The 19,844-nt window shown below is 64.1% G+C and carries 12 protein-coding genes; 7 read left to right on the top strand and 5 right to left on the bottom strand.

Going from position 1 to position 19,844, the window contains the following annotated elements:
- The first annotated feature begins 226 nt into the window (after positions 1–226).
- The 3 genes from AC1RRC_RS24835 (at position 227) to AC1RRC_RS24845 (ending at position 5,661) form a co-directional block, all read left to right on the top strand.
- Positions 227–1,618: an aryl-sulfate sulfotransferase gene (locus AC1RRC_RS24835; RefSeq protein ID WP_493058224.1), complete on the top strand. Its 1,392-nt coding sequence runs from the start codon at positions 227–229 to the stop codon at positions 1,616–1,618.
- A gap of 171 nt (positions 1,619–1,789) precedes the next feature.
- Positions 1,790–4,216 carry a TonB-dependent receptor gene (locus AC1RRC_RS24840; RefSeq protein ID WP_493058225.1) on the top strand — a complete coding sequence of 809 codons (2,427 nt, stop codon included), beginning with the start codon at positions 1,790–1,792 and terminating at the stop codon, positions 4,214–4,216.
- An 8-nt stretch (positions 4,217–4,224) separates the two neighbouring features.
- Positions 4,225–5,661, top strand: a complete 1,437-nt coding sequence (locus AC1RRC_RS24845) for a sulfatase family protein (RefSeq protein ID WP_493058226.1) — start codon at positions 4,225–4,227, stop codon at positions 5,659–5,661.
- A 34-nt stretch (positions 5,662–5,695) separates the two neighbouring features.
- Here AC1RRC_RS24845 and AC1RRC_RS24850 read toward each other — a convergent pair whose 3' ends face one another.
- A complete protein-coding gene (locus AC1RRC_RS24850; RefSeq protein ID WP_493058227.1) occupies positions 5,696–6,754 on the bottom strand; it encodes a hypothetical protein in 1,059 nt (352 codons plus the stop codon).
- Between the two features lie 102 nt (positions 6,755–6,856).
- On the opposite strand from AC1RRC_RS24850, the gene AC1RRC_RS24855 reads away from it, so the two are divergent.
- The 3 genes from AC1RRC_RS24855 to AC1RRC_RS24865 all read left to right on the top strand — a co-directional run bounded on the left by AC1RRC_RS24855 (position 6,857) and on the right by AC1RRC_RS24865 (position 10,366).
- Complete coding sequence (locus AC1RRC_RS24855; protein ID WP_493058228.1) at positions 6,857–8,353, top strand: cytochrome P450; 1,497 nt, start codon at positions 6,857–6,859, stop codon at positions 8,351–8,353.
- Positions 8,354–8,355: 2 nt separating this feature from the next.
- Positions 8,356–9,327: a GlxA family transcriptional regulator gene (locus AC1RRC_RS24860; RefSeq protein ID WP_493058229.1), complete on the top strand. Its 972-nt coding sequence runs from the start codon at positions 8,356–8,358 to the stop codon at positions 9,325–9,327.
- Positions 9,328–9,466: 139 nt separating this feature from the next.
- Positions 9,467–10,366 (top strand): CsgG/HfaB family protein, encoded by a 900-nt coding sequence (locus tag AC1RRC_RS24865; protein ID WP_493058230.1) that lies wholly within the window; start codon positions 9,467–9,469, stop codon positions 10,364–10,366.
- A 134-nt stretch (positions 10,367–10,500) separates the two neighbouring features.
- On the opposite strand, the gene AC1RRC_RS24870 is transcribed toward AC1RRC_RS24865, so the two are convergent.
- The 4 genes from AC1RRC_RS24870 to AC1RRC_RS24885 form a co-directional block, all read right to left on the bottom strand.
- Positions 10,501–11,760, bottom strand: a complete 1,260-nt coding sequence (locus AC1RRC_RS24870; RefSeq protein ID WP_493058231.1) for a response regulator — start codon at positions 11,758–11,760, stop codon at positions 10,501–10,503.
- Positions 11,753–13,462: a CheR family methyltransferase gene (locus tag AC1RRC_RS24875; protein ID WP_493058232.1), complete on the bottom strand. Its 1,710-nt coding sequence runs from the start codon at positions 13,460–13,462 to the stop codon at positions 11,753–11,755. Before AC1RRC_RS24875 ends, AC1RRC_RS24870 begins: the two co-directional genes overlap by 8 nt.
- Positions 13,459–17,193 (bottom strand): response regulator, encoded by a 3,735-nt coding sequence (locus AC1RRC_RS24880; protein ID WP_493058233.1) that lies wholly within the window; start codon positions 17,191–17,193, stop codon positions 13,459–13,461. Before AC1RRC_RS24880 ends, AC1RRC_RS24875 begins: the two co-directional genes overlap by 4 nt.
- A gap of 154 nt (positions 17,194–17,347) precedes the next feature.
- On the bottom strand, positions 17,348–17,989 hold the full coding sequence (locus AC1RRC_RS24885) for a head GIN domain-containing protein (RefSeq protein WP_493058234.1): 642 nt from the start codon (positions 17,987–17,989) through the stop codon (positions 17,348–17,350).
- 264 nt (positions 17,990–18,253) lie between these two features.
- Here AC1RRC_RS24885 and AC1RRC_RS24890 point away from each other — a divergent pair, with 264 nt between their 5' ends.
- Entirely contained in the window at positions 18,254–19,831 is a 1,578-nt protein-coding gene (locus AC1RRC_RS24890; protein ID WP_493058235.1) for a ShlB/FhaC/HecB family hemolysin secretion/activation protein, read from the top strand.
- The last annotated feature ends 13 nt before the right edge of the window (positions 19,832–19,844 follow it).

Consider the following 19,844-nt stretch of genomic DNA (forward strand, 5'->3'; position numbering starts at 1 on the left):
GGCATGGCGTCACTGCGCGCTTGCTTTGCCGTTCTGCCGATTTGTACTGTGCAAATGCGTTTGCTGCAAATATCCGTATGCGAATTAATTCGTGGCTTGCAATATGGGGTGCTGCGTAAGATGCACCTACTGTTTGATAACCACCAAGGAGCATCCGATGTTTGCATCGTCCGCAGCAGTTTCCCCTACAGGTACAGGCCGTCCGCGCCGCGCACGGCAATTCGCCATGATGTGCGCCGCAATGGCTTGCGCCTTTGCTGCGGCAACGGCCAGTGCTGCGCCCAGTGTCTTTCCCACCGGCGTGACGCGCTATGAACCGGCGCGCGCATGGAATGGCTATGTCGTGTTCAGCGGCCAGGACGGCAAGACGCATTTGATCGACATGAACGGCAATGAAGTGCGCCAGTGGCCGCACGTGGGGTTCCCGCCAGTGTTGCTGGACCCGGCGCTGGCCGGCGGCAAGCGCGGCAATATCCTGCTGCAACTGGCCAATGTGCCCGGCGCCGCTTCCGGCAATGGCCTTGGCAACAAGGCCATCGGTGAGTTGGACTGGAATGGCAAGGTGGTGTGGCAGTGGGGCGAAGGCGCACAGGATGCGTATGCGTCGGCTTCCGTGCAAGGCGGCGCACAAAACGGCGCCAATGCGGGCGGCGCGAAGCAGCACCATGACTGGCGCCGTCTGGCCAATGGCAATACCCTGGTGCTGGCCAACCAGGTCCACGCGGTGGCCGGCTTCAAGGCCGCGCAAGTGCTGGACGACGTGATTGTTGAAGTCACGCCGAAGGGCGATGTGGCCTGGAAGTGGGTGGCGTCCGAGCACCTGGAAGAATTCGGTTTTTCACCGGAAGCATTGAAGCTGGTGCGCGCCGCGCAGCCGCGCAATGGCGCCACGGCGGTGGACTACCTGCACGTCAATAACATGTCGGTGCTCGGGCCGAACAAATGGCACGACCAGGGTGATACGCGCTTCCATCCGGATAATGTGCTGATCGATTCGCGCGAAGCCAATTTCATTGCCATCATCGACAAGAAAACCGGCAAGGTGGTGTGGAACCTGGGCCCGGATTATCCGGCCATCGGTTCTTCCGCCGTACCGCGCCCGGTGGACCAGATCATCGGCCTGCACGATGCGCACGTGATCCCGCAAGGCTTGCCGGGCGCCGGCAATATCCTGGTGTTCGATAACCAGGGCGAAGCGGGTTATCCGAAAATCAGCCCGGGCATCTTCCCCCATTCGCGGGTGCTGGAAATCGATCCAATCAAGAAGCAGATCGTATGGCAATACACGGCCGCCAATTCGGGCCAGGCCCTGTGGAGTTTCTATAGCGCGTTCATCAGCAGCGCGCGCCGCCTGCCGAACGGGAATACGCTGGTCGATGAAGGCATGAATGGCCGCTTCTTCCAGGTCACGCCACAGGGCGACATCGTATGGGAATACGTCAGCCCGTACTACGGCAACTCCGCCGTGGGCGGCGCCGGCAAAACCGTCAAAACCAACTGGGTCTACCGCGCACAACCCGTGCCGTACGACTGGGTTCCGGCAGGCACGCCCCGCTCGGAAAAGGCCGTGGCCGCGCAAAACGCGGACAGCGGCGTACAGGTCGCCGACCAGCGCTGACCCAGACGGGCCGTAGCGCCTGACATAAGCAATAAATAAAACCCGTAGGGCGGTTCGCTTGCGAGCCGCCATGCATGCGGCCGGCTATCGCTTGCCGTAGCGGTAACGCACGCATGGCGGCTTGGTAAAGCCAATCCGCCCTACGCTAAAAACAGAGCAAAGGGATAAACCGTGGTATCGCATAAAAAAGTAGTGGAAATCAAGCGCACCGCCATCGCGCTGGCCGTCCTGGCGCTGGCGCAGCCGGTGCAGTCGCATGCCGCCGCCGCCATCGCCACCGCCGTGGCAGCGGCGGCCGGTGTGACGGCAGCCGCCGACGACATCATGACCATCACCGCCGCCGACACGTCGGCAGGCGGCTCGGCCACCATCGGCGCGGCAGCCGCGGTTGGCGCAGCCGGCGCCAATGCCGCGGACGCCGCGTCGGCCGGCGCCGTGCAAACCATCCTGGTCACCACCCGCCGCCGCGTGGAAAGTTCGCAAAATGTGCCGACGCCCATGACCGTGCTGGGCGAAGATGTGCTCGACGGCAGCCGCACCTACCGCGTGCAGGATTTACCGCAACTGCTGCCGAGCACCACGGTCAATTATGTGCACGCCCGCCAGATGAGCTTTGCGGTGCGCGGCCTGGGCAACAACCCGGCCAGCGACGGCCTGGAAGGCAGTGTCGGCGTCTATCTGGACAATGTGTATCTGGCCCGTCCCGGCATGGCGGCATTCGATGCGCTCGACATCGCCCAGCTGGAATTGCTGCGCGGCCCGCAAGGCACCCTGTTCGGCAAGAACACCACGGCAGGCGTATTGAATATCGCGTCCAAGAAGCCGACCTTCAATACCGAGCGCAGCGCCGACCTGTCGTTTGGCCAGTATGGCCACAAGCAGGGCCGCTTTGTGCTGAACGGCCAGTTGGCCGACGGTGTCGCGGGTCGCCTGACGGCGTATGCGTCGCGTGACGATGGCTATATCACCAACCGCTACGATGGCAGCAAGGTGCAGGGCGGCGACCGCAACGGCGTGCGCGCTCAGGTGCTGGTGGAGAACAGCAAGGACTTCAACCTGCGCGTCATCGCCGATTACCATGAAGAAGATTCCAATAACGGCACCCTGATGTTCTACAGCGCCGGTCCGAGCGGCCGCGCGCTGGCGCAGGCCAAGCTGGTGGGCGCTTCGCCGGTGCTGAACCCGAGAGAACGCGCGGTCAACCTCGATACCGGCTCGCATGTGGCGGTGCACCAGGGCGGCGCATCGGCAGAGGCCAACTGGACCTTTGCCGGCGATTCGAAACTCACGTCCGTGACGGCTTACCGCTTCTGGGCCTTCACGCCGCAAAACGATGACGGCTTGCCAGTTCCCGTTACCTTGAACGCCGGCGCCTCCGCGCGCCACAAGCAATTCACGCAAGAGCTGCGCTGGGCCACGCCGTCCGGCCTGGCGCTGGAATCGGTCTTCGGCGCGTATTACTACCGCCAGAAACTGTCGAACAATTCATTCAACGTGAATGGCCCGCTGAACGACCTGTATAACGCCACGCCGGCCGGCGCCTGGTCCAACGTCACCAGCAACGCGCCGGCCTGGCTCGACGTCGACAGCTATGCGCTGTTCGCGCAATCGACCTGGCACGCCACGTCGAAACTGGATGTGACGGCCGGCGCACGGTTCACCTATGAAGACAAGAGCGCCCGCATCACGCGCAATGCACCGGCCGGTCCGGCTGTCACCGGCGCGGCGCTGGCGTCGCGCAACGGCCGTTATGGCGCCTTTGATTCCGGCGTGGTGAACCTGACGCAAGACAGCCCGACCGCCTTGCTGAACGTGGGTTACAAGGTGAATAAAGATGTGCTGCTGTATTCCAGCCTGTCGCACGGCGAAAAATCCGGCGGCATCAACCTGTCGGTGCCGGGCGCCGGCGGTATTGCCTCGCTGCTGGTGGGCACCGAGCGCGCCAACGCCCTCGAGGCCGGCGTGAAGTCGCAGTGGTTCGACAACAACCTGCAGTTGAACGGCAACCTGTACGCCACCATCGTGCACGGCTACCAGAGCAACGCCTATGACCCGGTCAGCCGTACCTCGTACCTGACCAATGCCGGCGATGCCCGCACCCGCGGCGTGGAACTGGAACTGGTGGCAACCCCGGCGCGCGGCCTGACCCTGCGCTCGAACGTCTCGTTCAACGAAGCCAGCTACCTGTCGTACACCAATGCGCCATGCCCGCCGGAGCGCAGCGCCACCTTCTGCGATTTGTCCGGCCGCAATGCGCTGGTCAATGCGCCGCGCTGGATCGCCAACGCCAGCGCCCAGTATGCACGCCGCGCCGGCGAAGGGTTGCAGGCTTACGTCAACGCCAATTACTCGTACCGCGGCGCGACCTACGGCACCCTGGACGCGTCCGAGTATTCGAAGATCCCGGCCTACAGCGTCAGCAACTTCTCGCTGGGCTTGCGCAGCACGCGGGGCGCCGCCTGGGATGTGTCGCTGTGGGTGAAAAACGCGTTCGACAAGCACTATTACACCAGTATGTGGAACAGCAACTTCGGTTCCTATAACGCCGTGATCGGCACGCCGCGCACGGTGGGCGTTACCGGCCGCTACGAATTCTGAAAGGACTCATGATGAGCAAGATTAACCGCAAACGCCGTACCGTTATCGGCGGCCTGTCCGCCCTGGGCCTGGCATCGGCCGTGGCGCCGGCCGCACTGGCAAAATCCGGCAACAGCCAGCCCAACATCATTTTTATCCTGGCCGATGATTTGGGCTGGGGCGACCTGAGCGTGTATGGTCAGACCGATTTCAAGACGCCGAACCTCGACAAGCTGGCCGCGCAGGGCTTGCGCCTGACGCAGCACTATTCGAATTCCGCCGTGTGCTCGGCCACCCGTTTCGGCCTGATCACGGGCCGCTATCAGTACCGCCTGCGCGGCGGCCTGGAAGAACCGATTGCCGGCGCCTCCGACACCATCGGCTTGCCGCCCGAGCATCCAACCTTGCCATCGCTGCTGAAAAAAGCCGGCTATCGCACCGCGCTGGTCGGCAAGTGGCACCTGGGATCGCTGCCGAAATTCGGTCCCCTGAAAAGCGGCTACGACTCGTTCTATGGCAACTATGGCGGCGCCATCGATTACTTCACCCACAAGCCGGGTGTTGGGCCGAACGTCAAGGAAGACTTGTACGAAGGCGAAGTGCCGGTCAGCGAAGCGGGCTACTACACCGACTTGCTGGGGCAGCGCGCCTCGACGTTCGTCAAGCAGCAAAGCGCCGCGCAGCCATTTTTCCTGTCGCTGCACTACACGGCCCCGCACTGGCCCTGGGAAGGTCCGGGCGATGAAGCCATTTCGCGTTCGCTGAGCACCGGTGGCGGCGGCATTTTCCACTACGATGGCGGCGACCTGGCCACCTACGGCAAGATGGTGGTGGCGCTCGATGCCTCGATCGGCCGCGTGCTGAAAACCCTGGAGCAAAAGGGCCTGGCGGACAATACCATCGTGGTGTTTTCCAGCGATAACGGCGGTGAGCGTTTCTCGAAAACCTGGCCGTTCTCCGGCCAGAAAACCGAGCTGCTCGAAGGCGGCATCCGCGTGCCCGGTATCGTGCGCTGGCCGGCGCGCATCAAGGCCGGGCAAGTCAGCAGCCAGGTGGCGATCAGCATGGACTGGCTGCCGACCTTGCTGGCGGCGGCCGGCACCACGCCCGACCCGGCCTACCAGCCGGATGGCGCGAACTTGTTGCCGGTTCTGCTGGGCCAGGAAAAGTCTGTCGAACGCACGCTGTTCTGGCGCTACAAGGCCAATGAACAGCGCGCCGTGCGGGCGGGGAACTGGAAGTACCTGAAGTTGAACGGCAATGAATTCCTGTTTGACTTGTCGGCCGACCAGCGCGAGCGGGCCAACCTGGCGAACCGGCATCCGGACAAGCTGGCGGATTTGAAATCGCAATGGGAAACGTGGAATGCCGGCATGTTGCCGATCACGCAGGAAGTGCGCACGCACGGCGTGGGCGGCAAGGTGCAGGCGGATAAATACAGCCCGCAAGCCAATTCCGGCAGTTGAACGCGGTGATGCCTCGGGCGGGCAAAAGCCGCCATCACGGCTCGCGCCGCCGCGCCTTCACCGTCCGCCCGTCGCGGTCAAACAGCAGCACCAGTTCCGCCATCTGCGGCGTCCCGTCCGCCAGCGCCGGCACGCGCCGCGCCGGCGGATACTGGTACTGCCACACTTCATACCCGCTGTCGAATGCGATGGTTTTAAATGGCGCGCCCAATTGCGTCCGCACAGCGGCGCGGTCCGGCGGCGCGTCCAACGGCGCACCCGGCGCCTCGTCCATATAATCAAACTCCAGCAGCGTGTCGTCCGGCCAGCTGGCATCCCACACCGGCGCGTAATAACTGCGGTCCAACAAGACCTGGCAATCGCAGAACGGCAGCGTGTCCGGTGTTTGCGTGCCGCCCGCATACAGTGCCCGGAACGGCAGCATGGCGACCCGCTCCCCCGCGCGCAAGGTGACGCCAAACAGTGGCCGCCCGGCAAATTGCAGGTAATTGCCATCCGGTGCGGTACAGACCTGGTCCGGTCCGGCCAGCCACTCCGACAGCCAGGCGAACATGCGCGCATTGTTCGACACCAGACCCGCTTCCACCCCCACCAGGCATTCCAGCCGCAAGTCGCCGAGCCGCCGCATGCCGTCCGGCACACCGCTGCTGGTCACTTGCGCGCGCCACGTCATGCTGCTGGTCTTGCGGTTGGCCACCAGCGCGGCATCTTCGCGCAGCGCCTGTTCATGGCGCTCCAGAGTAAAACTGTGGTCGGGCGCCACCGGGACGGGCAGGGTGATGTGGTCACCCACCACTTGCAGGGTCACGCCATCGAGCCGGACCGTCGGCAGGCGCGGCAGCAAACGGAAGCGCAGGGTGGAGTGGGGCGCCAGTGCGATGTTGCGCGCGTAGCGGTCCATGCCCCGCACCATCTTGCGGTACGACTTGTCGACAGGATCGCGCGTATTTGGAACCGTAATCAAAGGAACCGTATTCGAGGGACCCGCTGGCTGCGCCGCCTGCTGCGCCGCACTGGTACAGCACAGCAGCAATGCCGCCGCCAGCGTGATCCGCGCAGCGCGTCCCCATGCTGTGGGCGATCTGCGTTCCATGTGGCGATAGTACGCCGCCGCCAAATTTTGGCTCGCACGGCATGCACGAAATGCCGGCCAGGAGTTATCATTAAGAAATAATAATTTGATAATGACTTTCATATGGACAGCTCGCCCGCAGCCCTGCCGCTGCCAACTTTTCCTTCACCCATGCGCACCATCGAGTCGCTGCCCGGCCCGCGCCGCTGGCCGCTGGTCGGCAATGTGCTGCAAATCAGGCCGCTGCGCCTGCACCAGGATGTGGAGGCATGGTGCCGCCAGTACGGCGATTTTTTTCAGATGTACCTGGGGCCGGAACAGGCGCTGGTAGTGTCCGACCATGAAGCGGTCGCGCAAGTGCTCAAGCAGCGCCCCGACACCTTCCGCCGCCCCGCGCTGTCCGAGCGCATCATGCGTGAAATGGGTTGCGTGCCGGGCCTGTTCGATGCCGAAGGGCAGGACTGGCGCAACCAGCGCCGCATGGTCATGCAAGCGTTTTCGCCGCAGGCGATCAAGGCATATTTCCCGTCGCTGGTGAAGGTCGCCCAGCGGCTGCAGCAGCGTTGGGATGGCGCGGCGCGCGAGGGGCGCGCCATCGTGCTGTCGGATGACTTGAAGCGCTACACGGTCGATATCATTGCCGGACTGGCGTTTGGCACCGACGTCGATACCATCAATGGTGGCGAGGAAGTCATCCAGCGCCACCTGGATGTGATCCTGCCTGCCATTGCGCGCCGCTCGCTGGCGTTTGTCGCGTATTGGCGCGTGTTCAAGCTGCCGCAAGACCGCCGCCTGGACCATTCGGTGGCGTCCGTGAAACATGCGATCGGTGACTTGATCGGCCAGGCGCGCGCGCGCCTGGCGCAAGACCCGGAGCGCGCCGCGCATCCCGCCAACCTGCTGGAGGCCATGCTGGTGGCCGCCGCGCAGCCCGGCAGCGGCGTCGATGACCAGGCGGTGGTCGGCAATGTGATGATCATGCTGCTGGCCGGTGAAGACACCACTGCCAATTCCATCGCTTGGCTGCTGTACCAGTTGCAGCGCAACCCGCAAGCGCTGGCCCGCGCGCGCGACGAAGTGCTGCAATACGCGCCCGATCCGGCGGCCTTCACGATAGAACAGATGGACCAGCTGGAATACCTGAATGCCTGCATCCAGGAATCCATGCGCATCAAACCGGTGGCGCCGTTCCTGCCGGTGGAATCCATGCACGACACGTCGGTGGCGGGCATCCATGTGCCGGCGCACACGCTGGTGTGGTGCGTGCTGCGCCATCACAGCATGGCCGACAGCCATGTCGCCCAGCCCGCGCAGTTCGATCCGCAGCGCTGGCTGCATGACGGGCCGGGCGCGATCGACCGCAAAATCTCGATGCCGTTTGGCGCCGGCCCGCGCACCTGCCCGGGACGCTACCTGGCGCTGCTGGAAATGAAGGTGGCCATGGCAATGCTGCTGGCCCGTTACGACATCGAAGCGGTGCAGACGCCGGATGGCCTGGAAGCGGAGGAGTTGATGGCGTTCGTCATGTCGCCGATCGGACTGACGATGCGGTTGCGGCGGCGCAACGTGTCGCCCTTGATTTCGAGTATCCCGGCGATCCCTGGCGTGCCTATGCCCTGACGATGAAGAAACCCCTGACGATTGCCATCCTGGCCTACGACCACATGAACCTGCTGGACCTGAGCGGTCCGCTGCAGGCGCTGAGCACGGCCAACCGCAGCAGCGGCCGCGCCCTGTATGAAGCGGTGGTGGTGTCCGCGTCCGGCGGCTTGATTATCACCAGCGCGGGCTTGCCGGTGCAGACGCAGCCGCTGTCCGCGCTCGATGGGATAAAAGTGGACACCGTCATCGCGGCCGGTGGCTGCGCGGGGGACGAGTTTTATGCGCCGCCGCAGTTGGCCGCCTGGGTGGCGCGCCGTGCGCCGCAGGTGCGTCGGGTGTGTTCCGTGTGTACCGGCGCCTTCGTGCTGGCGGCGGCGGGGCAGCTCGATGGCCGGGTGGCGGCCACGCACTGGGCCTGGACCGGCAAGCTGCAAAAGCTGCATCCGGCCGTCAAGGTCGATGCGGAGCGCATCTTTGTCCGCGATGGCAAGGTGTGGACCTCGGCCGGCGTCAGCGCCGGCATCGACCTGGCGCTGGCGCTGATCGAGGAAGACTATGGTCACGGCATCGCGATCGCGGCGGCGCGCCAGATGGTGGTGTACATCAAGCGGTCCGGCGGCCAGTCGCAATTTTCCGCGCCGCTGGCGGCGCAGGAAAAATCCGGCGGGCGGTTCGCCGAACTGCATGCGTGGATGTCCGGGCACTTGCACGAACAATTGACGGTGGAGCGCCTGGCGGCCCAAGCCGGCATGGCGCCGCGCACCTTTGCCCGCGCCTATGTGGCGCAAATCGGCGTCACCCCGGGCAAGATGGTGGAAACCATGCGGCTGGAAGCGGCGCGCCAGGCGCTGGAAGAAACCAGCCTGCCGCTCAAGAGCATTGCCGTGCGCAGCGGCTATGCGGAAGAGCAGAATTTGCGCCGTGCTTTCCAGCGCCACCTGGGCATCAGCCCCGGCCAATACCGCAGCCGGTTTTCCGCGCACACTAGCTGATTGCTATCAGCGCGCACAATTCGATATCAAAAAATCATTGATTACAGGACAATGTGAGAGAATTTACGGTATTTACTTACTTATAATACTTACACACTAAAATGGCCCAGTATTTTGGGCCTGTCCCAGGGGAGCCACAATGAAAACACCTCGTATACACCTGCTGGCCATCGCGGCCACCACCGCAGTCTTGACGGGCTGCGCCGGCACTACGCCGCAATTGGGCGGCGGCGGCACCGTCGCCACCGGTTCGGCCGGCGGCGCGACCGCCTCCAACGCCAATTCGCAACTGGAAAAATGCGATCGCCCGCTGGGCACGCTGGCGGTGCATGAAGATTCCGCCGCGCCGTGGTATCACCACCTGTCGCAATACAAACTCGGTTCGACCTTGCCGGTGCTGCGCATGATGATCCAGCAATCGAATTGCTTCGTGGTGGTGGAACGAGGCGCCGCCATGAACAACATGAAGACGGAACGCGCGCTGCAGGACAGCGGGGAAATGCGCTCGGGCAGCAGCTTCGGCAAAGGCCAGATGGTGGCGGCCGATTACACCATGTCGCCATCGATCACGTTCAGCCAGAAAGGCACGCAAGGCGTGTCCGGCGCGCTGGGCGGCTTCGGCATCATCGGCAGCGTGGCCGGCATGGTGGCGGGCGGCATGAAGGCCAATGAAGCGTCAACCACCTTGCTGATGGTGGATAACCGTTCCGGCGTCCAGCTGGCGGCAGCCGAAGGCAGCGCCAAGAACTTCGACTTTAACCTGTTCGGCGGCGTGTTCGCCGGCGGCTTCGCGGGCGCGGGCGGCTATTCGAATACGCCGGAAGGCAAGATCCTGGTGGCGTCCTTCATGGATTCGTACAACCAGCTGGTCAAAGCCGTGCGCAACTACAAGGCGCAGGAAGTGCAGGGCGGCCTGGGAACGGGCGGCGCACTGGGCGTACAGGGCGGCACCACGCCGGCCTCGACCAGCGCGGCGCCGGCACAGCAGCCTGGCAAACCGGCAGCGCCGAAGAAAGACACCAAGAAGAAACAGCAGTAATACGTGGATTTGGTAGGGCGGCTTTTACAAAGCCGCCATGCATGCGGCCTGGTGCTGCCTGCGCTGGCCGGTATTGCACGCGTGGCGGGTTCGTGGAACCCGCCCTACGCAGCCGTGGTCCCCGGTTATTTCAATTACACCGGCGCCATGTGCGCGGCCTGCGTGGCCGGCGCCGTTTTCGGCAGCAGGATCATGAATGCGCAGCCGCCCTTGACGCCGTCGCGCGCTTCGATGCTGCCGCCCAGCAGGCCCGTGACCAGGTTATAGCAAATGTTCATGCCCAGGCCGCTGCTGCCTTTGCCCAGTTGCGTGGTGAAGAAGGGATCGAACACGTGCTGGCGCACCTCGTCGCTCATGCCGCAGCCGTCGTCGCTGTACACCAGGCGCACATAGTCCCCTTCGGTTTCCGCCCGCAGCATGATTTCACCATGGTCGCGGCCCGCAAAGCCGTGCACCACCGAATTGTTGATCAGGTTGGAGATGATCTGGTCGATCGGGCCGGGGTAGCTTTCCATGGCAATGCCATCGGGGATTTCCAGGGTGATGCGGTACGGCGTCTTGCGCAGGCTGGTGTACATCAGCGCCACCACGCTGTCGATGTTTTGCCGCAAATCGAACTGGCGCCGCTGCGAACTGGTGTGATCGACCGCCACTTGCTTGAAGCTGGCCACCAGGTCGGCCGTGCGGCCCAGGCCGCGCAGCATCAGTTGTGTCGCGGTGCGCGACACGGCCAGGTAATCCTGCAATTGTGACCGCTTGACGCCGCTTCCGCCGGACAACGCCTGTTCGAATTCCACGATCTTGTCATCGAGGGTGGACGCCACCGTCATGCAATTGCCGATCGGCGTATTGAGTTCGTGCGCCACGGCCGCCACGATGGCGCCCAGCGCGGCGAGTTTTTCCGACTGCACCAGCTTGTCCTGCGCCATGTGCAGGCGATCGAGCGCTTCGCGCAATTGCACGTTGGACGCTTCCAGGTCGCTGGTGCGGCGCTCCAGGGTCAATTCCCGGTCATGCAGGTGCTGGTACTGGCGCACCCGGTTCAGCAACAGGTTGTCATCGACCGGCTTGACCAGGTAATCGACGGCGCCCAGCGCATAGCCATGGGCAATGAATTCATCGGCCATGTAGACGGCGGTGATGAACACGATCGGGATGTTGCGGGTGCGGCCCGTCATTTGCAGGTGGCGCGCGGTTTCAAATCCATCCATGCCGGGCATGTGCACATCGAGCAGGATCAAATGGCAATCATGCTCCACGGTCGCCAGTAACGTCGCTTCGCCGGAGGCGGCTTCCACCACGGTGCAGCCATGCAGGCGCGACAGCAGCGCGCGCAAGGTGGCGCGGTTGCCTGCATTGTCATCCGCGACCAGGACGTTGAAGGTGCTACTCATGTGATCTCCCGCGCCGGTAGATGTGGCTGCCGGCCCGATAAGGAACAAACCCCTGTTCTTGCGCGATCAGGTTCAGGCCATCCTGCGGCCCCAGCACGAGGAATCCATCGACGTGCAGGGAACGCGCAAAACGCTGCAAAACCTGCCGCTGCAAGTCCGCATCGAAATAGATCAGCACATTCCTGCATAGGATAAGCTGAAACTCATTGAAAATGCCATCGCTGGTGAGGCTGTGGCGGTGAAACAGCACACGGGTGCGCAACCGTTCCGGCACCCGCAGGTAGCGCCGCCCCGGCGGCAGATAATCATCCCACGTACGGGTTCCCCCGCTGGCGCGGTAATTGCTGCGGTTAAGCTCCAGCGCCGTGGCGGGGTACAGCCCGCTGCGCGCCAGCGCCAGCAAGTGGCTGTTCATATCGGTGGCGAACAGGTGGCTGCGTTCCAGCAGCACCAATTCATCGAGCAGGATGGCCAGCGAATAGGCTTCTTCCCCGCTGGAGCAGCCGGCCGACCATACCTTGAGCATCGGGAAGCTGGCCAGGTAGGGCAGGATATCGTCGTGCAGTAGGCGCAATTGTTCCGGATGGCGGAAAAAGCTGGTGACGCCGACCGGCAGTTCCGCCGTCAGGCGTTCGAACAGGGCGGCATCGGTCAGGACGGCGCGCTGGAAGGCGCCGAAGCTGCGCATGCCGAATTGCTGCATCAGGCTGTGGATACGGCGTTTCAGGCTGTCGCGCTGGTAATTGCGGAAATCCGCGCCGCATTGCGCCGCGATGGCTTCCAGGAACAGTTCCAGCGCGGCGTCGCTGGGCGCGGCCATGTCGCCCGCCGCCGCCGCCGCGCACAGGCTGGTCAGCGCGGGCAAGCCCAGGATATGGCTGCATTGGCCCGCCGCGCGCGCCGCCTCCGGCATGGCGGCGGCATCGGCGCATTCCGCCGGATCTTCCACCAGCACCGTGGCGCCGGCCGCCATCAGCGCCGTGCAGCCGTCGACGCCGTCGCTGCCATAGCCGCACAGCAGCACGGCCAGCACGGCGGCGCCATATTCACCGGCCAGCGACGCGTACAACGTGTCGATGGCGGGCCGCGTGAATTGCACCTTGCGGTCGCGCGTCAGGTACACCAGGCCGTGCGCCACCTTCATGTGGCAGCCGGGCGGCGCGATATAGATCGTGTCCGGCTCCACCGGCACCAGGTGCTGCGGCATGAGGACCTGGTATTCGGTGCGCACTTTCAATAGCTGGTCGAGCAGGTTGACCTGCTGTTCGTCGACGTGCTGCGCCACAAACACCGACAGCCCGCCCGGCGGCAGGTGCGACACGATATGCAGGATCTTTTCCAGGCTGCCTGCGGAACCGGCCAGCGCGATGGCGCGGTACGGCGCCGCCGGCGCGCCGCCGCCGGCGTTTTTCAAGACCTGGCGCGCCGGCAGTCCCAGCCGCATCAGGCTGTGCGCCAGCAGCGGGTGGTAAGCCATCACGCGCAGCGGCGCATCGGCGTCCATGTGGCTGGACAAGAGGTCGACCGTTTCGCGCGGCAATGTATCGGCATCGTAAAAACTCAGTTCCACGCCATCCTTGCCGCAAGACGCCAGCGCGGCGGCCAGTGTGTCGCGCAGTTTGACCATGACGGCGGGCACGTCGACGCGGCCCAGCACCGCTACGCGGGCCAGGCTGCCGACGTGGTGCAGCGCTATGCTCAAGCGGCCCTCCCGGCGCACCAGCGGATCGCCTTGGCCACCAGCACATCGTAATCGACCGGTTTGGCCAGGTAATCATCGGCGCCTGCCGCCAGCGCCTCGGCCTGGTCGGCCGGCGCCGCCTTGGCCGTGATGGCCAGCACCGGGATGTCCGCCAGCCGCGGATCGGCGCGCATGGCGGCGATGGCCTGCAAACCATCCATTTCCGGCATCATGATGTCCATCAGCACCAGGTCGACTTGCTGGCCGGCGAGGAATTCCAGCGCGCGCTTGCCATTCAGGGCGCTGAACAGCTCGGCGCCATGACGCTCCAGCGCCGCCGTGATGACGAACAGGTTGCGCGGATCGTCGTCGGCCAGCAAGATGCGCTTGCCATTGAGCACCTTGCCGACCGTGGGAGCGGGTGGCGCCTGCAGCGCGGCCCGTTCCTGGGGCACGCCGCGCAGGAACCGTTCGACGTTGTCCAGCAGCCGCCGTTCCGCATACGGCGCCTTGACGATCACGCAATCGGAATAGCGCTGCAATTGCTGCGCCTCTTCATCGCCGGGAGTGCGCTCCGCGTAAAACACGATGCCGATATCGGGCTGGGCGGCGCGCAGGCCGGTGGCCACCGACAGCGCCTGTTCCGGCCCGTCCGCGCCCAGTCCGACGATGGCGACCCGGCACGGATACTGGCGCAGCAGCTCGGGCCAGTCGGCGCCGGGGGCGGCGGCATGCACCGGGCCATGCCCGCTGCCCAGCATGATGCCGATGGCGGCGGCCGTGACCGGGCCGCATTCGATCGCCAGGATGCCGCGGCCCTGCGCCGGTCCCACCGCTTCCAGCAGCGCCGCCTCGGCCGCCGCCAGGCCATCGTCGCCGGCCGGTTTTTGCAGGAAGCCGATGGCCCCTTGCTGCAACAGCGCTTCATCGCGGTCGCGCGCCGACACGATATGCACGGGGATGCGCGCCAGTGTGCTGTCGCTCTTGATTTCATGCAGGACTTGCACGCCATCCATGTCGGGCAAGCCCAGGTCCAGCAAGATGCCATGCGGCCGGTGGCGGCGCGCCAGTTCCAGTCCCTCGGCGCCGCTGCGCGCCAGCAGGGTCTTGTAGCCCAGGCGGCGGTTGATCGCCAGCAGCGACTGGCCAATGACCGTGTCGTCATCGATCAGCAGGATGGTGGGGTCCCCTGTGCGCAGGCGGTTGCGGTCATCGTCGATGGTGGAGGCCGCCGTCGCTGACGGATCGGAGGCGAGCGCGGCGTGTTCGGCTTGCGCTTCGATCAGGATGTTCGGGTCATAGACGCTGGCAGCCGATGGCGGGGTGGCGGGCAGCAGCACGGTGAAGGTGCTGCCCTGGCCGGGCGTGCTGTCCAGTTCGATGGTCCCGCCCAGCATTTGCGCGAAGCGCAGGCTGATCGTCAATCCCAGCCCGGTGCCGCCAAATTCACGCGAGGTCGAACCGTCGGCCTGCTGGAATGCCTCGAAAATCACGGCCCGCTTGTCCGGCGCAATGCCGATGCCGGTGTCGTGCACCGCCAGCCGCAGCGGCAGGGCGGCGCCGCCGGAGTACGCCACGGTCAGCGTGATGCTGCCTTCGCGCGTGAACTTGATGGCATTGGCCAGCAGGTTGCGCAGGATTTGCGCCAGCTTGTCCCAGTCGGTGACGAAGTCGCCCTTGATGCGGTCGTCAATCACCAGCTGCAGCCCCTTGTCGCGCGCCGCATGTTCGAACAAGCCCTGCATTTCCGTGCAAATGGCCATGCTCGACACGGGCGCCACGTGCAATTCCATGCGGCCCGCCTCGACTTTCGACAAGTCCAGCACGTCATTAATCAGCCGCAGCAATTCCTGGCCGGAGCGGTGGATGATTTGCGACCATTTCAAGGCTTCACCGCTGACCTTGTCACTGCCCGCATCATCGCTGCCCATCATTTTCGACAGCAGGATGATGGAGTTCAGCGGCGTGCGCAATTCATGCGACATGTTGGACAGGAATTCGCTCTTGTACTGGCTGGCCTGGTTCAACTGGCGGGCCTTGGCTTCCTGTAGCAGGCGCGCCTCCTGCAGTTGTTCGTTTTGCTGCTGCAATTGCTGGCGCTGCTCTTCCATTTGCGCATTGGACTGGCGCAGTTCCTCCGATTGCTGCTGCATTTGCTGCTGCTGTTCTTCCATCTGCGAATTGCTTTGCTGTAATTCCTCGGTTTGCTGCTGCAATTGCTGCTGCTGTTCTTCCATTTGTGCATTAATCTCGCGCATTTGCTCGCCCTGCAGCCGCAAATCCTTCTCCGCCGCTTCGCTGGCGGACAGCAATTTGCGGATATGCACACGCTGGTCGGCCACGAACAGCAGCGACGCCAGCGTGCCCGTCATATTGGCCAGGAATTCCTGCTTGACCTCGGAAAAGCGCACCGCCGACGACAGTTCGATCACGCCGATCAATTCCGCTTCATGCAGCAGCGGATAGGTGTAGGTGTAATGCGGCGGCGCCGACGTGGTGCCGGTCACGATGGGCGGCGCATCGTCCGCCGCCACGGTGAGGATGATGGGCTTGCGTTCGCGCGCCACCTGGCCGACGGCGCCTTCGCCCAGCGCGAAACGGGCGCCGACGTTGTTACGCTCGGTATACATGTAACTGCCGATCAATTCCAGCTGGCCGCTGCTTTGCGCGTACAGGTAAAACACGCCGCGGCCCGCTTCCAGGTAGCGGCCCAGCATGGCAATCGCATTGTCGGCCAGCTGTTCGGTACTGAGGTCGCCCGTCAGGGCCGCCGATACTTTTGCATAGCCGTCCTTGAGCCAGTTGCGCCGCGCATCGGCCTCCCTGCCTGCGCGCAGCATCTGCGTCATCTCGTTGATGGCCTTGCCCAGCCGGTCCTTGTCGGACGCCAGTTCCACGGTGCCGTCCAGGTCGCCCTTGCCGATGGCTTCCGCGCGGCTGGCCAGGCGTTCCATGGTATCGCTCATGAATTTGATGCGTGCCATCAGGCTTGCGGTATCGCCTGGTTTGAGTTCGATCACCGTGGACAGGTCGCCGGTGGCCAGCCGGCTGGTGAGGTGGGCGGCCGCATCCGGCTCACCGCCCAGCTGCGAGACGATGGAACGGGCGGTCTGGAAGCCCAGCGCGGCAATCGCCAGCAACAGCACAGCGGCAATGCCCAGCGTGATGTACAGCGCTTCCGTCTTGACATCGAGCGCGTGCTGGGTCTGGGCGGTGGCGGCGTCCGAGTTGTATTTGATGTGCGCGGTGATCAGGTCCGCGATCTGGTCGGCCAGCGGTTCCAGGTCCAGCAACAGCGCACGCGCGCCGCCCAGGCGGGGCGAGTCTTTCGACGATTCGGCCAGGATGGCATCGATGCGCGCATCGTATTTTTGCCACGCCGCCTTTTCTTCTTCCAGGTAGGCCTTGTCCTTGTTGTCGGCAAAGCAGTCGGTGCCCAGGCAGCCATCGGTTTCATAGCGCACGATGGATTTCGCGACGGCGCGGCGATGGTCTTGCACCAGCTTTTCAATGCGCTGCATTTCCGTGGTGTCGGAGGCGCTGATATGGCGGTTCAGTTGCACCGTCAAGTTCAGGAAATGGCGGCGCAATTCATCGAGCATGATCAGGCTGGGCACGGCGTTGACGTTGCCAAAGTTGGCGCCGTCGTACACTTTTTCCATTTCGTAGCGCCCGACGGCCGTGACCAGGGCCAGGCCCAGCAGTGCGGTTGCAGTCAGCAAAGCCATTCGGGCCGCGACGGTACGCATCATGGTTATCCCCATACGAAAAGTGGGTGTCAATGGATAACCTGATTGTGCTCCTAAAAATCTTTCAAAAGAGCATTACCCCTGTCAAATTGCAACGGGGCAGGGCGCCGCCGCAACACTTGCGGGGCGCCGCTGGCGTGACACTTGGCTGCGTTGTTTAGTCGCCGGCGTTCACGCTGCCGATGCCGTTGACGGTCTTGTTCACGGTGCGCGGCTTGCCGTAGTAATTCAGGCTGCCCATGCCATTGACCACGGCGTTCAGCGTGTCCTTGGCCGTGACCTTGACGTTGCCCAGGCCGTTGAAATTGACGTCGGCGCGCTCCGCTTCCAGCGCCTTGGTGTTGATCTCGCCGACACCCTGCGCTTTCAGCCGCAGCAGGGCGACTTTGCCGCTGGCGGTCAGGCTGCCGGCGCCCTGGTAGCTGACGTCGAGGCGTTCGCCCTGGATGTTTTTCAGGATGGTTTCACCGGCGCCTTCGCCGATGAATTTGGCCAGCGACGGCATCGTGATGGTGATGCGGGGATCGCCCTTCAAGGTCAGCGGGCCCTTTTCTTTCATATAGATTTTCAATTCCCCATTCACGACTTCCGTCGCCACGCGGCTGACGAATTCCGTGTTGCCCGAGACCGTCACGGACTGCGCCTTGCCGCTTTCCACGGTGATGCTGAGGGGGCCGCGGCTGTCGATCGCGGTGAACGGTTGCAGCGCGCGCACTTGCTGTTCATCGGCACGGGCAGGCGCGGCAAAGGTGGCGGCGACGGTGGCGGTCAGTGCGGCAATAGTCAGGAAACGGCGCATAACGATAGTCCTCATGTGGTTGATGGTGGAATTGTAGGGGCGCTGCATTGACGATTGTTAAATTTGCGATGGATTGCAGGAATTCGGGACTGAGCTGCCGCAAAACCGGCCATGCATGGGATTGATGTATGTCTACAACAAAGCGCCAACGCGTTTTGCTGATGTTTCATTCTCAAAGGCACTTTCTTATAGAAATATCTTATTTACATGAAATTTTTCCGATGCTAGCTTGGCAAGAATTCGCGATAGCCTGGGAGACGCTCTATGACGATGTCCCGCCTGGCCGGCTTGCTGCCGGTAGTGTTCGCCTGTCAGTCCGCACTGGCACAATCCCCCGCATTTGACATTTCAACTTTCAATATAGAAGGCGCGGCCCTGGTCGATGCCGCCCGCCTGCAGGCGCTGGCGGCGCCCTTTGCCGGCGCCGGCAAAGGCATGGAGGGCATCCATGCCGCCAGCGCGGCCATCCGGGAAGCCTATGCGCAGGCGGGCTATCCGATCGTGCAGGTGTATGCGCCGGCGCAGGAATTGCGGGGCGGCGCCGTGACCTTGCGGGTGGTGGAAGGCAAGGTCGCGAAAATCGCCGTGGCCGGGCAGCGCACCTATACTGAAGCCAATGTGCGGGCCAGCCTGCCGCCGCTGCGCGAAGGGGACAAGCCGAATACCAATGCGGTGGCTGCCGCGGTATTGCTGGCCAATGACAATCCTGCGCGCCAGTTGTCCGTGAACTTTTCGCCGGGGACGGCGCCGGGCGAGGTCGATGCCCGCATCGACGTGGCCGAGGACAAGGTCAGCAAGACCACCGTTACCCTGGACAATGCCGGTGCGCGCACCACGGGCCGCGCCAGGATCGCACTGGGCTACCAGCACGCCAACCTGTTCCAGCGCGACCACGTGCTGAACTTGCAGGCGATGGCAGGCTTGCAGCATCCGGGCAAAGGCTCCAGCCTGACGGCGGCCTACCGCATGCCGTTTTACCAGCAGCGGCTGTCGCTGGACGTGATTGCCGCGTACTCCGACAGCAAGAGCGACACCACGTCGATCGCCGGGCCGCTGTTCTTCAGCGGCAAGGGCGTATATGCGGGCATGCGTCTGAACCAGCCGCTGCCGAGCCGTGGCGATTACCGCCAAAAGCTGGTGTACGGCATCGACTACAAGGATTTCAATAACAGTTGCCGCATCGGCGCGATTGCCCTGGACCGTTGCGGCACCATCACCAGCGTGCCGCTCAGCGTCACGTACCTGGGGCAGGCCGTGGGCGCGCGCTTCCAGGCTGGCGCCAGCCTGGGCTACTACCGCAACCTCCCCGGCGGCAGCCATGGCGGCGTCGCCGAATATGGCGCCCGTCCCCGCAACTGGCAGGCGCTGCGCGGCAGCGCCTTTGTCGGCGTCGCCACCGGCGACTGGCAGTGGCGCGCCACCATCAACGGCCAGGCCAGCAGCGATGCGCTGATCCCCAGCGAACAATTCGGCATGGGCGGCGCGGCGTCCGTGCGCGGCTACGATGAACGCACCTCGGCCGGCGACAAGGGCGTGGCGGCCAGCCTGGAACTGTACACGCCGGAGTTGTTCATGCCCAAGGCGGCCGTTGGCCAAGCGGGACGCCATGCGCTGCGGCTGCTGGCGTTTTACGACACCGGGCATGTGCATAACAGCGATGGCACGCCACCCGCCGCGAAGCGGCTGTCCAGTATCGGCGCCGGCTTGCGCTACGGGTTGGGCAAGGACGTGGCGCTGCGCTGCGATGTCGGCCTGGCGCAGACCGCGGCGGGGACGGGCGGACCATCGGCGCGCGAGCGCCACGATGCCTTCGCTCACCTGAACTTCACCTATTCGTTCTGATTTCCCCCCGGAG

The organism is Pseudoduganella sp. GW821-FHT12E03 (genome assembly GCF_058807115.1).

Excerpts from the sequence above, each read along its gene's own strand:
- AC1RRC_RS24835 (WP_493058224.1), top strand. The coding sequence starts at position 227 with ATGATGTGCGCCGCAATGGCTTGCGCCTTTGCTGCGGCAACGGCCAGT.
- AC1RRC_RS24845 (WP_493058226.1), top strand. The coding sequence starts at position 4,225 with ATGATGAGCAAGATTAACCGCAAACGCCGTACCGTTATCGGCGGCCTG.
- AC1RRC_RS24850 (WP_493058227.1), bottom strand. The coding sequence starts at position 6,754 with ATGGAACGCAGATCGCCCACAGCATGGGGACGCGCTGCGCGGATCACG.
- AC1RRC_RS24855 (WP_493058228.1), top strand. The coding sequence starts at position 6,857 with ATGGACAGCTCGCCCGCAGCCCTGCCGCTGCCAACTTTTCCTTCACCC.
- AC1RRC_RS24860 (WP_493058229.1), top strand. The coding sequence starts at position 8,356 with ATGAAGAAACCCCTGACGATTGCCATCCTGGCCTACGACCACATGAAC.
- AC1RRC_RS24865 (WP_493058230.1), top strand. The coding sequence starts at position 9,467 with ATGAAAACACCTCGTATACACCTGCTGGCCATCGCGGCCACCACCGCA.
- AC1RRC_RS24870 (WP_493058231.1), bottom strand. The coding sequence starts at position 11,760 with ATGAGTAGCACCTTCAACGTCCTGGTCGCGGATGACAATGCAGGCAAC.
- AC1RRC_RS24880 (WP_493058233.1), bottom strand. The coding sequence starts at position 17,193 with ATGATGCGTACCGTCGCGGCCCGAATGGCTTTGCTGACTGCAACCGCA.
- AC1RRC_RS24885 (WP_493058234.1), bottom strand. The coding sequence starts at position 17,989 with ATGCGCCGTTTCCTGACTATTGCCGCACTGACCGCCACCGTCGCCGCC.
- AC1RRC_RS24890 (WP_493058235.1), top strand. The coding sequence starts at position 18,254 with ATGACGATGTCCCGCCTGGCCGGCTTGCTGCCGGTAGTGTTCGCCTGT.